This window comes from Stygiolobus sp. CP850M (assembly GCF_037389425.1).
In the GTDB taxonomy this organism is placed as follows: domain Archaea; phylum Thermoproteota; class Thermoprotei_A; order Sulfolobales; family Sulfolobaceae; genus Stygiolobus.
The window spans coordinates 63,167-76,367 of record NZ_JBBHKR010000062.1; the positions used below are offsets into that span (position 1 = coordinate 63,167).

Annotated in this window: 14 protein-coding genes; 6 read left to right on the top strand and 8 right to left on the bottom strand. The window is 36.6% G+C overall.

All coding sequences use genetic code 11. From position 1 onward, the window contains the following. Nucleotides 1–599: 599 nt before the first annotated feature. Nucleotides 600–1,091 carry a hypothetical protein gene (locus tag WIW89_RS06755; RefSeq protein ID WP_337720203.1) on the top strand — a complete coding sequence of 164 codons (492 nt, stop codon included), beginning with the start codon at nucleotides 600–602 and terminating at the stop codon, nucleotides 1,089–1,091. Here WIW89_RS06755 and WIW89_RS06760 read toward each other — a convergent pair. Together WIW89_RS06760 and WIW89_RS06765 are read right to left on the bottom strand one after the other, a co-directional pair. Continuing rightward, nucleotides 1,078–4,113: an ATP-binding protein gene (locus tag WIW89_RS06760; RefSeq protein ID WP_337720204.1), complete on the bottom strand. Its 3,036-nt coding sequence runs from the start codon at nucleotides 4,111–4,113 to the stop codon at nucleotides 1,078–1,080. The two genes, WIW89_RS06755 and WIW89_RS06760, sit on opposite strands and share 14 nt — an antisense overlap. A gap of 257 nt (nucleotides 4,114–4,370) precedes the next feature. Continuing rightward, the gene (locus WIW89_RS06765) at nucleotides 4,371–4,772 is read right to left on the bottom strand and encodes a hypothetical protein (protein ID WP_337720205.1); all 402 of its coding nucleotides are present in this window, start codon (nucleotides 4,770–4,772) and stop codon (nucleotides 4,371–4,373) included. A 41-nt stretch (nucleotides 4,773–4,813) separates the two neighbouring features. Here WIW89_RS06765 and WIW89_RS06770 point away from each other — a divergent pair, with 41 nt between their 5' ends. Next, a complete protein-coding gene (locus WIW89_RS06770; protein WP_337720206.1) occupies nucleotides 4,814–5,368 on the top strand; it encodes a conjugal transfer protein in 555 nt (184 codons plus the stop codon). On the opposite strand, the gene WIW89_RS06775 is transcribed toward WIW89_RS06770, so the two are convergent. Continuing rightward, on the bottom strand, nucleotides 5,333–5,644 hold the full coding sequence (locus WIW89_RS06775) for a conjugal transfer protein (RefSeq protein ID WP_337720207.1): 312 nt from the start codon (nucleotides 5,642–5,644) through the stop codon (nucleotides 5,333–5,335). The genes WIW89_RS06770 and WIW89_RS06775 overlap by 36 nt on opposite strands. Nucleotides 5,645–5,682: 38 nt before the next feature. Between WIW89_RS06775 and WIW89_RS06780 the strand changes: the two genes are divergently transcribed. Next, complete coding sequence (locus WIW89_RS06780; protein ID WP_337720208.1) at nucleotides 5,683–6,231, top strand: hypothetical protein; 549 nt, start codon at nucleotides 5,683–5,685, stop codon at nucleotides 6,229–6,231. A 35-nt stretch (nucleotides 6,232–6,266) separates the two neighbouring features. Here WIW89_RS06780 and WIW89_RS06785 read toward each other — a convergent pair whose 3' ends face one another. From WIW89_RS06785 to WIW89_RS06795, 3 genes are all read right to left on the bottom strand, one after another. Next, nucleotides 6,267–6,425 carry a hypothetical protein gene (locus WIW89_RS06785; RefSeq protein WP_337720209.1) on the bottom strand — a complete coding sequence of 53 codons (159 nt, stop codon included), beginning with the start codon at nucleotides 6,423–6,425 and terminating at the stop codon, nucleotides 6,267–6,269. 151 nt (nucleotides 6,426–6,576) lie between these two features. Beyond that, nucleotides 6,577–7,449, bottom strand: a complete 873-nt coding sequence (locus tag WIW89_RS06790; protein WP_337720210.1) for a hypothetical protein — start codon at nucleotides 7,447–7,449, stop codon at nucleotides 6,577–6,579. Beyond that, entirely contained in the window at nucleotides 7,446–8,147 is a 702-nt protein-coding gene (locus tag WIW89_RS06795) for a hypothetical protein (RefSeq protein WP_337720211.1), read from the bottom strand. Before WIW89_RS06795 ends, WIW89_RS06790 begins: the two co-directional genes overlap by 4 nt. Before the next feature lie 203 nt (nucleotides 8,148–8,350). Between WIW89_RS06795 and WIW89_RS06800 the strand changes: the two genes are divergently transcribed. After that, entirely contained in the window at nucleotides 8,351–8,827 is a 477-nt protein-coding gene (locus WIW89_RS06800) for a hypothetical protein (RefSeq protein WP_337720212.1), read from the top strand. Between the two features lie 7 nt (nucleotides 8,828–8,834). On the opposite strand, the gene WIW89_RS06805 is transcribed toward WIW89_RS06800, so the two are convergent. Next, the gene (locus WIW89_RS06805; protein WP_337720213.1) at nucleotides 8,835–10,265 is read right to left on the bottom strand and encodes an Ig-like domain repeat protein; all 1,431 of its coding nucleotides are present in this window, start codon (nucleotides 10,263–10,265) and stop codon (nucleotides 8,835–8,837) included. A gap of 106 nt (nucleotides 10,266–10,371) precedes the next feature. Here WIW89_RS06805 and WIW89_RS06810 point away from each other — a divergent pair, with 106 nt between their 5' ends. Next, entirely contained in the window at nucleotides 10,372–12,246 is a 1,875-nt protein-coding gene (locus WIW89_RS06810; RefSeq protein WP_337720214.1) for a VirB4 family type IV secretion system protein, read from the top strand. Beyond that, entirely contained in the window at nucleotides 12,247–12,504 is a 258-nt protein-coding gene (locus tag WIW89_RS06815) for a hypothetical protein (RefSeq protein WP_337720215.1), read from the top strand. Here WIW89_RS06815 and WIW89_RS06820 read toward each other — a convergent pair. Further along, on the bottom strand, nucleotides 12,466–13,137 hold the full coding sequence (locus WIW89_RS06820) for a hypothetical protein (protein ID WP_337720216.1): 672 nt from the start codon (nucleotides 13,135–13,137) through the stop codon (nucleotides 12,466–12,468). The genes WIW89_RS06815 and WIW89_RS06820 overlap by 39 nt on opposite strands. Nucleotides 13,138–13,201 lie beyond the last annotated feature (64 nt).

Sequence of the window (13,201 nt, forward strand, 5' to 3'; positions counted from 1 at the left end):
GAAAATAGAATTCTAGATGAGGAGAATTATGTTAGGATAAAGAGAGTTAAGGATTAGTAAAATAGGACCCTGGAACTGAGATAATAGTTATAGGACCGTGGCTAAAAGGGTTAGAAAGGACCCTGGAAAAGTAAGTTAAAGTAATAGTTTGTTAAAAAGCTGCTTAGAAGCAGAACAAGAGTAAGCAAAAGCAGAAAATTAGTTAGTATAAGCAGAAAAGGAGAGTAAGATTTGCAGAGCAAAAAGCAGTTAGCAGAGTTAGTAGAAGCAGAGAGAATAGTTAGTAAAGTAAGCAAAGTTGCAGATTAAGAGTAAAGCAGTAAAATAGAGTAAGCAATTAGCAGAGTTGGAAGAATAAGCAAAAGCAGAAAGCAAAGCAGCAAAAGCAAAAAAGAAAGCAAAAAGGACCGGGCGAAGCCCGAAAAACCGGGTATAGAAATTTTGATATAAAGTTTGAAAAAAATAAAAGAGAGAAGGGTATAGAAATGAAAGCCCTACGGAAGTTTACGTTTGCTCTACGTCTATCTACTATTAATCTACGTCTAGCCTACTAAAGAATATTAGTAAGTATTAATATACATTAGTATTAAGTGACAATAATGAGTATAAATGAGAATAGACAGATAGACATTACTCAGAACGTGAATGCAGAAGTAAAAAAGAATAAAGATAAGAAAAAATTAAGTAGTAGTAATATTAAGAGGTTAATTTTAGTACCTAAAGATGATGAGCCAGACCCGAACGAACCATTGTATAAATATGTAGAAAAATTAATACCGAGGATAATAGATCAGTATGTAAGGGAAACTAAACGTCCTATAAGGAGGAAAGACTTAGTAGAGTATGTTTTTGTATATGATAATAGAATGCAGGAGTACGATAAAGTTAGCAAACATGATGACTCGATGATATCTTACGCTATCACTAGACTGCTCAGAAAAGGTAGATTAATTAAATTAGAGTATTGTAAGGAGTGGGAAAACAATAAGTGTAAAGAGTTTTATAGGAAAAAGGAATATTTGCTGCCTGAACATTTACAGTTACCAGAAATTCAGGAATATTTAAAAAAGAACGGGCTTATTGAAGGGTAATTTCTTTTTGTTGAATTTTACCGCGTGAGTCCTCATAAGCTATAACTATTTTTTCGTCCTGAGGCTTGACAGACACTATCTTATCCTTAATATTCTTTAGGTAGTTATAGTCCAGGGTGGTTATGTTATACTCCTTACCGTCAATTACTACAGTAGCCCTATCGTTGTATCTCACTACTTTAATGCCACGAACCTCAAAAGCTTCCGTTAAACTCCCCAGTTTACCGTCAGTTGCAGCAATAGTTTGTGCTTCGTTTTGCTGCTGTTTATTGTTGGTATTAGCAGCAGCTCCCTGGGCCAGCGCCGGAACCGTTTCCTGCTTGCTTTCCTTACTTTCGGGCTTCCGCTCGGTAAACTCCTTAGTTTTCTTCTCTTTCGGAGCTTCTTGTTTTACTTTTTGTTTAATTTTCACTGAGAATATTTTGACTTTCTTCTTATATGCGTCGTCTATTGTATTATCTTCTAAAAACTTCTTGTAAGCCTCCTCCAACTTATGATAAGCCTCCTCAGAAGTCCATATATGAATTTCGGTAATTCTATCTTTTACAACATTAGGCAATTCGTTATACTTCTTCATATTCCTGACTACTTGTTCCACATGGACCGATAATTCGTTGGGGCTCTCTATTTCTACCGCTATAACGCCGTCATACTTCACTCTATAGCTAGTATCATACTTTAAGGCAAGAAAATCTGGCCTCACATCTCCTTGCTGTTTCCCTGGGACTACGATATACCCCTTATCATAGTACTTCTTAATTACCCTGAGCGCTATTTTTCTTCCCTCCTCATTTTCTACTATATGCTTTAAGGGAAACAGTCCCTTAACGTAAATTATAGTCTTCTTATTGCCTTCTTTAGTAACATCTATCATCCCAGCTGCCGCAAGTTTGTTTATTGTCTCCTCTACTCTGTCTCTATCAATACCTAATTCCCTTAATAGATCCGGCATGTAGATCTTCTTCCCGTTCTTAAACACTTTGTAGAGAATTACATGTTCTAACGCATCTGACTTCTTCTCAATTAATTGTAATACTGGATTAAGCATTTTAGACAAGTCTTGCGAAGGTCTCGTTTTAGGCTCAAATCCGGTAGTAAGTTTAACCTCCTTATCTTCTAATCCGCTGTAATGCACTTGAATGAACTTTACTGCACTCAACTCCCCTGGCTTTCCTCCGATAGTTAAAAATCCCATACCCCTACTAAGCTTAGGGAATACGTCCACGAACTCTCTTAACCCTGCTGACTTAGCAATCTCATTTGCGTCGTTACCTTCTACTATCCTCATTACCAACTTAACGTTAGTGTTTGCCATCAAGCCCCTAGCATTCCCTTCTCCAGCCATCTCCATTAGTCTGACATAACTTTGAGTTGCCAAGATCAAATGCAAAGCGTACTTAGCAGCCTCAGCCAATATATCTCCTAAAAAGCTGAAGTGTGCGATATTCTGTGCCTCATCTACAACGAAGTAAATCGGGATCTTCTCTTCTCCTCTCTGGTCCCTTCTGAACGCATAGTAAAACAGAGATAACGCAATCATCATTTGGACCGTTTGGCTGACTATTTCTCCCGAAGACTTTCCTACGTCAAATACTATTAATCCCTTCCTTATTTTAGGTATCAGTTTATCCCAATCCAGCGTTGTTTCTGAAGTTATATACTTGAAAGTATCGTTCTCTACTAACATCTTTATCCTTGTTAATATGGAGAAGAAGGACTGTGGCTGCATCTTTTGCAACATTTCTACTTCCTTTTGGAACTGCTCATCATCTACGTCTAAGTCTAACGTTCCGTTATAGAGGTCAATGACCGCGTTATAGACGTCCTGGAATGTTACGTTATCAGTAAGCTTGTACATCTGATAAAGCAGAACTTGTAGAATGTATCTAACGTTTACCGCAGTTTCGGTTAAGTTGAGTAGCTTGTCAAAGAGTTCTAACACATTAGCTATTTGATAGTCTATGTTCTTCTTTCTGTCCTCGAAGATATGGGGTAATTGTAATATGTTAAGCCCGAAGTTCGGTTTCTCTTTAGTAATTGAGAAATACATGTCGGCTATTTGTGATAATTTTCTTGCAGATTGCGAATTGGGGTCAATAAATATCACTACTCCATAATTCTTTAACTGTTTAGCTACTACTTCTAAGGTATTACTCTTTCCGGACCTTGAGGCACCGAAGAAGAATGCGTGACCTATAAAGTCTATAGGCTCTAAGCAGACCTCCTCATTATAAATTAAATCTTTACCTATACATATCTCAGGCTTTCTGTCTAATTTAAAATAAGGTAATACAACTCCGATACTCATCTGAATTTGTACCTGAGTTGGAGAGGGCAAAGGTAAGTTCTCGTTAAGTTTATCTTCGTCTATCCATAGCCTCACTTTATACTTGGCTATAGCCTCCCATGCTCCTATTTTCGGCTGCTTGTCCTTGAACTTCTTAGCCTTCTTTATCTCCATTCTTAGTTTCTTACTTTGCGTGTGGATCAATTGCCTCGTATATTCGAAGAGTAACTTTAGCCTGCTCTTTTGACTGCTGAAGACCTTTATGTCAAGAAGGTATAAGTTATCTTTTGCGTAAGATTCTAAAATACTAGCTAGAAGTTCTTTCTTCCTCTTTCCTAACATTGCTTTTTGAGCTTGAAGTTTTAATTTATCCGCTTTCTTTATGAAGAGGTCGTTTAACCTAGGCTCCAAAACTACCCATATCCTAATTTGCTCTCCCTCCTCTAACGAGGTCACCAAGTTCAATAAATTAGAGTACTCTAAGTTTGCGTAGAAATCTTTCTCGTTCTTCAGCTTCAACACCCCAACAAGGCGGGTCGAAGGAGGCTCATCTGCTTTCGAAAGGACGAAGTACTGTCTTAGTATTTCCTCCTTCGATGCAGTCCTCACGTAAAATTCCATCTCGTTCTTACTCTTCTTAATGAAAATCAACTCGAAGACGTTACCAAACAATTCTGTAGTTTTGAGCTTTTGATAGTCTACCCCGCTTTTTAACCTAACTCTGTAGAGCTCCATCCTAGCATATATTATTTTAAAAACACGGGCTCAGCTTTGGCAGTCGTTCCTCATCTCCTCAGCATATCACCTCTCATCATTGCCCTAAATTTCTATATGTAGAGAAAGTTTTATAAACTTTCACTTTGTCTCTTAGAATTTTGAAAAATTGTTAAGTAAGCAGTATAAGCGCTTATACTGGGATCCCTTGCTTTCTACTCTCGTTAGAAAAATTCAATAAACTCCCCAGTTTACTAAGGAAAAAATTGAAAACAACTTTAGTGAGCTAGAAGGAGTACTACTATTAAGAATATCCAGCCCGCAGCGATGATGTAGCCTAAATATTTTCTAGCGACCTCGACAAGTGTCAAAATAATGTAAATTGCAGTCAACGGGACTAGCCAGGCTATGATGTTAGCGTATGTGGTCGCTAATGAAGGGTCTTGCTTTAGCAATGTCGCTTGTAAAATGTTTTGGATGAGCCCTACTAGCCAGTTGTAAGCTTGTGCTATAAAATTCAATATCTCTTGGAAGAAATTAGAAGGTGGAGCTGGGATTTTTTGAGCATAGCTTTGTAGTTGCGTTGAATTGATTATACTATTGTTTGTAGTTGTTGACGCAGCTGCAGTTATACCTAATACTATAATGAATAATAGTGGAAGTAGAGTTTTTGCCCTCATTTTTGCCTCAACTAAAGCGTTTTTAAAAAGCATTTGAGATGATGGATTGGGAGCTCTCTTTATTCAATATAGCGATAGTAATAGTATTCTACGAATCATTCCACGCTTATCTTTATTACAAAAGTAAGGGAGTTAGGAGGGAAGGGAAAGTAAACGTGAGGGTTTTGGATATTAATGAAGAGAACGCGATAACGCTTAACAGTATATTCTTTAGAAACACTATAGTTTTTCTCTCTAACAAGATAAGTGAGGAGGTCTTAAGGCATGAAGAAGGACATACTAAGCAATTCAACTATATTTACGTTTTCCTGGTAGCAATAGCTGCTTTGTTACCAGTTAGTACTTTGTTGGCAATCCCAGCCGTTTTGTTAGGAAAGTTCTTACTCTGGAAGATGGAAAGAGACGCAGACCTTTATGCATATATTAAATATAATGTAAAATACGAAAGCGGCGCAGAAAGACCAAAGAGAAAGCTAGATAGAATAAAAGCGTGGATATTTGATTCACACCCGCCTGACTGGGTAAGAGAAAAAGAAGAATATTACCAAAAAAAGAATAGCTTAATTAAATTGTTTCTTGAAGACTTGCTTTCTTAGTCTCCTATACTCGACTATGCCTCCTACCAGCGAGACAAAACCAATTAGCGCCAGAAAGTCCGTTATGTAGCTAGCATCGTTCCCCAGTAAGCTGCTAAAGCTGCTGTCAAATGTGGAAGCTATAGCTCCTCCCAAAAGCGCTAACCCAGCTATGAAACCACCCACTGCAGCCTCATGATTGCCCTTTCTGTATTTCAAAATCGGCATCTTCACTACATTTATTACCTTCTCTCCTACTACCTTAACTCCTTGCTTTATCTTTTGCAGGACTTTCATGCTGCTCACTTCATACTCTTTTTAAAAACCCCTATCTTATGGCAAGGTTAAGAGAAGAAACGGTAGGTTGGTTATATACGACAAGCGGAATAGATGAGAAATCGTTTCCCCTGGGTTTCAAGAACGTGAATATGAAAGAACTAATAGTGATATTTCCGTTACTAATGCTAGCAATTTCTTTCACTTTCAAGAACATTATGCTGGCAATGGCCTTTATAGCCCCAATACTATTCTTTATTTTCTACGAAGAGAAAAGCATGGACGAATTTCAGTATGTGTACCACTTCATGAAGTTCTATCTCAATGACTTCTTAGCACCTAAAGAGAAGAAAGAGAAGAGTAAAGAAGAGAAAAAGAAGAAAGAGAGTAAGAAGAAAGTAAAAACTCTCGCAACATTTGACATAAAGAAGTTCAAGGAGGAAATAGTAATTACTGCATCGGCGTTATTAGCTCTAATTAACGCTCCAGCATTCGTAGAGACGCTTGATCTAAAGTTCAGTTATCCGGCGACGCTGATTCAAGATTTGATATTTGCAGTCGCAGTTGGTGTTTCGGTCGGCTTAATGATAGCTAAAATAAGGAAGTAAACTGGGGAGTTTACCAGTAAAATTTTTTTCCTTTTTTAGTCTATTTTGATAATATCTACCCTCCTTCGACTTTTCAGCCCTCCAACGGCTTGCGGGTCGTTAAGGTATATCGTTAACTCCATCTGGAATTTCCTATACTTCTTGGCTAATTGGCTAATCTGCTCTGGGTCTTTGACTCTAATTATATATGGCATTATGAATAAATTAATTTCACAGGCTATAAATTTTAACTCTACGGGAGTTTAACGTAAAATTACCGTGAACTCTAGAGGAGTTTAAAGGAAGAGTTAAAGGAGAAACCGAGGGAAACTAAAGGAGAGATAAAAGTTTTAATTAACTCTTTTGTTAAGTGATTAAGTCATTGATACCTTTGATTACTAATTTTCTTAAGATATCGTTAGCTTCAATAGCATATTCTTTAAAGTCTCCTCGAGGATTTGCATTTCCATTTATAATATCCTCCAAATGATTTAACACTGTGTTATACATTCTTTCAAAATCATTATCATCTGTAATGAAAACGATCTTATCATAAATCCTGCCACGTAATAACAAAAAGAGGTATACAAATACTAGTTGGTCATTTCTACCTGGCGTCTTGTTATATCCTTTAGACTTTAAGTTGCGTATATATGCACTAATACCTTCATAAATTAGCTGAATTTCTCTTATGATATTATCACTAAGAAGTATTTTAGTATCGTCAGTTACAGTGCATTTTTGCTTGATTAAATATTCCACACTATCTAAATAGTCAATTAGATCCTGTGTTCTCTCATTTAAAGTTATATGGTTCCTAAGAGCTTCAAGATTAGAGTTGAGCAACTTATCTTTTAACATTATGAAGAACTTCTTTGCAAGTATTTGCCTTATTCCTCCCGGTGAGATCTGTCCGTTATAGTACTTAGTTCGTATCTGTTCATAGATTTGTTCAAAATTCTTTCTAATATCTTCAAGAACTCGTAGTTTATCTTCTACCCCTAGTTTATCCCAATCCTGTTTAGATAGTATTTTCTCATAAATCACATGGGAGGTTATATTATAAGCGTCGTAAATTATTGTCTCAAATTCAATTAAATTGATATGAAGTATAACGCATTGTCCTTTACTTAACGAGTTAATAAAATATTCAACAGCTGGATTTTCATTAAGAATTTCTCTATATAACCATTTTATAATAATATTGGTATCTAAGAAAAAAGTTTCCTTTTCACTCATGAGTTATCAGCGTGGATCTTGAAAAATAGGTAATATCCTAAGGAGTCCTTTGAGGGTATAGGTGTCCTATCGGCAACTAGTGCGTGTAATAATGCTCCGCTTAGCTCAGATATATAAGGGAATACTTCTTTTTTCTTTATATATATCAGTATAGGCATCCCGAAAAATCCTATTAGGAAATTAGCGATGTTGAATATATCTTTAATCTTAGAATCTTTTGTTTTTATGTTAGGATTGGTTATGTTAATCTTATGTAGTTTTAAGTATACTTTTGTTACGAAGCGTAAATACAACGAATAATAAGTGGTTATTAGGAAATTAGGGTTATCAGAATTTAATACCTCTTTGTAGAACTCCTCTTCATTTTTCTTCAACCCGTCAATAAGTTTTTGAAACTCTCTCATTACCATATTAACGTATTCTCCTATGGTTGTATTATTTTCAAGTATAGAGTTATATAATTCAAAATCCTCCTTTATTTTTTCAACTTCTTTTAACAGTATTTTTAACTTGTCTTTATCTTCAGGATTTAGGATTAACATTAGCGTACCCTCATATATCTCGAACAAATTCTCCTCATATTGCTTGACTAAATAATTCCGCATCTTCTCTAAGAGATGTACAGGAAAATTCCTATTCTTCATTTCGTTTGGACCCTTGTAATATTCCTCTAAAGGGAGAGAAAGATCAGCTGACATAGTTATCACTCTGTTATGCTATAGTACAACAGAGTAGTACAAAAAACTTTCTTCCTAACTAGTATAGCAGATTTCTTCCTAACTAGTACAACAGAGTAGTACAAAAAACTTTCTTCTAGCTATCCTAGAGCTAGATCTCATTTTGCCTTAAACTCTTCCTTTGAACTCACCTAGAGTTCACGGTAATTTTAGGACTAACTCCCGTGGAGTTTAAAGTTAAAACAGAAAAGTATTTAGCTATAGAAGGAGAAAAGAAATACATGGGAATATTTGACAAAATGAAAAAGAACGTTAGTGATGTTATAAACACTACTGAACATAGATTAACTGGAAGACCTCCAGTAAAAGGCAAATTTATGGTAAACATCCCAAAGGCACTCGTTGTAGAGGATTGGTACTGGGACGATGAAGGAATATTCACTTTAGAAAAAAGACCTGGGCTTCTGTCTCCAGGTATGAGAAAAGGAAAAATAATAAGATGGGAAGAAATAGATGACATCATTCCGCTAAACGTTAGTCAAACATCTAATTATAGTGCTTTTGGATTGTCAGGAGAAACAAATTTCATAGGCGATTGGATAATCAAGAAGAAAGACGGAGCTACAGTTACTATAAAATATGTGATAGACCCAATAAATAGGGCAGAAGCTTTTAAGAAAATTTACCTAAATAAAAAATAGTTTTTCCTTATTCTCTTAATTTTTGTTTTAATGCGGAATGGACTTTGCTTACTAAAACGTCTCCAGGCTGTAGTGTAAATACGAATAACGCTAGCGTTGAAATGAATTCTATATCTAATGCTAATGGCAGTAGAAATAACAAAAGAAATCCGAATACTGTATGAACTAATAGTGCTATGGTAAAAGCTGCAACTAAACCAGCTACCATCATTCCTATCAATAAGTTAGCCATAATTAGAGCTATTTTTCTTGTCCACTCAAATAACCAGAGCGTGGCCTGAAATGGTATCAGAGCTACTATTGCCAGCATGACACTGTTTCTAACAGTTGCTATAGCTGTAGTAAACAGCATAAGATACAAAATTGCGGATATTAAATAATCAAAATCGTTAGCAAAGAAGGGTATAGCAGCTAACCCCCCACCAATTGCTAAATAGAGCCCTGTTCCTGCAGCTAAACCAGCAGAAGCTATACCTAGTTCTGGACCTACAGTAGCATAAATTAGACTATTGATAAATGAAGCAGCATAAGTGTATATTGTGATCCCACCTACCGCAAATAAAGCCCAGACTGATAACTTATACATTACGTCGCCAGCAAGGTCAATAATATCTGAATAGAACCCCTGGAACGCATTATAAGCAATAGAGAAAGCAATAAACAACATCGCAAGACCTACAGAGTAATCATATACTTCATTGAATAATTGTTTGTCAAAAGATCCAGGTATAGGCGATTCTACCATCTGTTCTAATGGATAACCTATAAATTGTAAGAAAGTTGTGACCAGACCTTCTATCCCGTTTGCTATAGCCCCAAAGAAGCTATTCAGAGTTCCTTCTATAGCACCTTGTATCCAACCTAAAGGACTTGGTGGATTGGTTACAGAGACTAGGAGACCATTACTTCCATATGCGTAGTTCTGTGGATCCTCTACTATTGCTACAACGAGATATTTACCTGGGCTCTTAAATACGTAACTCATTTCCGTTGATCCAGTGAAGTTGGATACTAGAGTTCCATTTGCATAAATTTGCCAGACTACTGTGGGGTTAGGGACGGAAGGACTATAAGATACTGAATAATATTCTGGCTGACCAGTATATGCGGAGGTAGGTCCGCTAACAGTCACTTGCAGTTGCACTAATGTAATTTGTACGTTTCCTCCTATCTTCCCTCCAGTTGCGGCTGCTAGAAATATCGCTGATGCCATAGAAGCAGCAAATAATACTAGAGCATAACGTTGATCATAACGATTTGCTAATATCGCAAGCAAAATTAACGCTGCCGGTATCAGTGTCTGCAGCGTTGTTATGAATTGTCCTAAGCTATTTGAACCTCCTCCACCGCTCTGAGCCATTGCTATAATATTTCCTGCTCCTCCTATCAGACTAGGTAGCAATAATATAATAATGAATATAGTTAATGCTTTCCTCATTCTCCCTCCTAATCAAGCTCTTTTTAAAAAGCACAGTTGAATAAACTCCCCAGTTTACTGAAGAAAAATTCAAGATATCCTTTTTAAAATCGCGTCTTCTGAGAGCATGAGTTTCCTCAACATCTTCAAAAAACCGAATCAACAGACAGTAAAAAAGGACAAAACTAAGTACTATCGCTTAGAAGGGATCCCCTTCTTCTTATTATCTCCAGAGGACCGCGACATGAAAATGAAGGAATTAAGTGCTCTTTTAAGTCAAGCTGAAAAGGGCTATATTTACATCAGTCGTAAGCCAGATACCTACGAGTTTGAGGGGACTAAGTTCCCTATTATTACGTCTTCTTTCATTTTTGTAACGGAAAAGGAACTAGACTTAGAGACAGCTGAACCTCCGCAGAGGCCTAAAGTTACTAAGGAGTTTGCTAAGTACTTACAGACAGATCAAGGTTATGCCAGGGTATTAGTTTCATATGCATATAGTACCAAAATTCTAGAGGGATCATTAGGACGAATAGACTTCAAATCCATTAGGCCAGAGTTGTTTGAGCTTATAGTACAGTTCCAGAAAATTTCACCACTTTCTGTAAGAAATTATCTCAATAGTCTTGAGGTCAAAAAGCAAAAGATGGCCAGGTATGCCTCTTCCTCAGTTCAAGTAGAAGAGATGTTGGTAAGAGGGGCTCAGTTAAAGAAAGATTTAGACGAGGAAGCTGCAGATCCCCTCAAGTTCAGATTCATCTTCATAATTCATGCAAAGACTACAGCTGAGCTAGAGAGTCTCTCTAGAGAATTAATTCAAGTTTCTCAAGAAAATGGGATATTATTGGATGTGCCATGTTGTGCTCAAAAAGAACTCTATGAGTTCCAAGGATCTATAGGATATAGAGTAAGTAGCAATGTCTCATTATCAAAGTTCTATCCATTAGTAGGTTTTAGTCTAGTAGAAGATAATGGGATTTTCTTAGGGATTGACGATAAGGGAGCGCCAATAGTAATTAACCCGTATTTAGCAGTCAATGGTCGTCAGAACCCTCATTGGACAGTGGTAGGGACTACGGGGTCAGGAAAGACTACTAGCGTTGCTGCAATGATAGACAGACTAAGGAAAGTCTATGAGGATATTTACGTCCTAATAGTTGATCCAGTGAGCAATTACAACAGATTTTTCAAAGGGGAGGCCGACCTGAACGTGGCCTTCCATGATCAAGACTACCTGGGCCTGGATCCAGTGAAGCTTGTCAGAGATGGGACTATTAGCTCCGGGCATATAGCCGACTTCCTAGTAGAACAATATGGTATACCGTCAGAATTAAGGGGTATATTAGTAAGTCAACTTGAGATGTCAAGCTCCCTAAAGGAACTAATGGATAATTTGGAGGACATGGCGTCTAAGAAGTTCGCTACGGAGTATCGCAAACTCGAAAACTTCCTGCTTAATTTAACCACTGGTGCTGACAAACACGTTTTCACTGGAAAGTCGATAGAACTTAATGAGAAGAGGTTTATGATCTTGGGTTTGGATACCGAAGATCCTAGGAAGAAGAGACTAGCAGCAACGATGTTGATGATGTATGGTTGGGCCCTAATAAATAAACTACCCAGAGATGTTCCAAAGGTTCTAGTAGTCGACGAAGCTCACTTTCTGTTTGAATACTCTTCGGTAGCTCAAATTATAGCTATGATTTACAGGACTGCCAGGGCATTGAGAACCAGTATGATCACGATGACCCAGCTTATTCAACATTATAATATGAATAATTATTCTAAGGAGGCTTGGCAATTGGCTGATAACAAGCTTATATTAAAACAAGAGAAGGAGGCAAAAGACGACCTAGTTAATTTAGCGCATTTGTCAGAAGAAGAGATTGATTATATCCTAAAATCTTCACGTGGAAGGGGGATTCTAAGGACTGGCGCAATTACTACACACATTCAGATTCAGCTCACTGATGAGGAAAAAGCGAAGTGGAGGACTGAGTGAATGAGCTTAGTTCAACTCGTTGAAAAAGTTGCGAAGAAGTATAATATCAAAGTAAATTCTTTACCTAATGGCGTGATAATTCTAGTAAAAAATGGGGTAGGTTTTGTGCAAATAGCTGCAGTTAGAGATGTATATTATATCAGGTACTTAACGAAAAACGAGGCATATATTGTACATAAACTTAACGAAAAGATCATAGAGTCGATACTAGAAGAAAAGTTAGATGAAACTAAAGCTCTCAAAATCCCTGATGTTTAATAAAAGTAAAGTTCTTTCGATCTCTTTCATTCTCTCTTCTTCAAATAATCTTTCTCTCAATTTTTGATCCGATAAGTATTTTAGTAATATCTTCTTTCTCGTCTCAACTTTTCCGTATAAAATGCTGTGTTTCTTCAGTAACTCATAAACCCTCAAAGCCTCATCCTTATCTCCATTATATTCATTGTATATGTAATCTATAACTGGGTCTTCTTTCAGAATCTTTCTGAGCAGCTTCTTTTTCTGTCTAATTGCGTATCTACCTAGTCCTTTCATTTTTAAGAATTTCAAATAATTTCGGTCTACAGTCTTATTCTCTTTTGAGAGAATATATTCATAAATAGCAAGGTAGTAAGCAGCATCTAACTTCTTCTCATCAATCTTTTGTAAAATTTTATAGAACATCTCTTTCTCCTCATCAGACATGACTGAAAGCAGATAATTTAGCACAATCTTCTTCATGTCTCTTATCTCTTTCTTAGTCTCTTTCTTCTTTGAAGAGCTTACTCTTTCGTAATATTCCAAATTTGAATAATCTTGATATGCATAATTCTCAAACTCTACTACTTCTCCTGTACACGAGTCCACTAGATATCCTTCTGAATTTTTAATAATAGTACACTCTTCGGGCATCAGTGTTTCTTCTTTTTAAAATCTTGTAAGGATTTCTAGCGAAAAAGAAGTATTACCGGTAAAC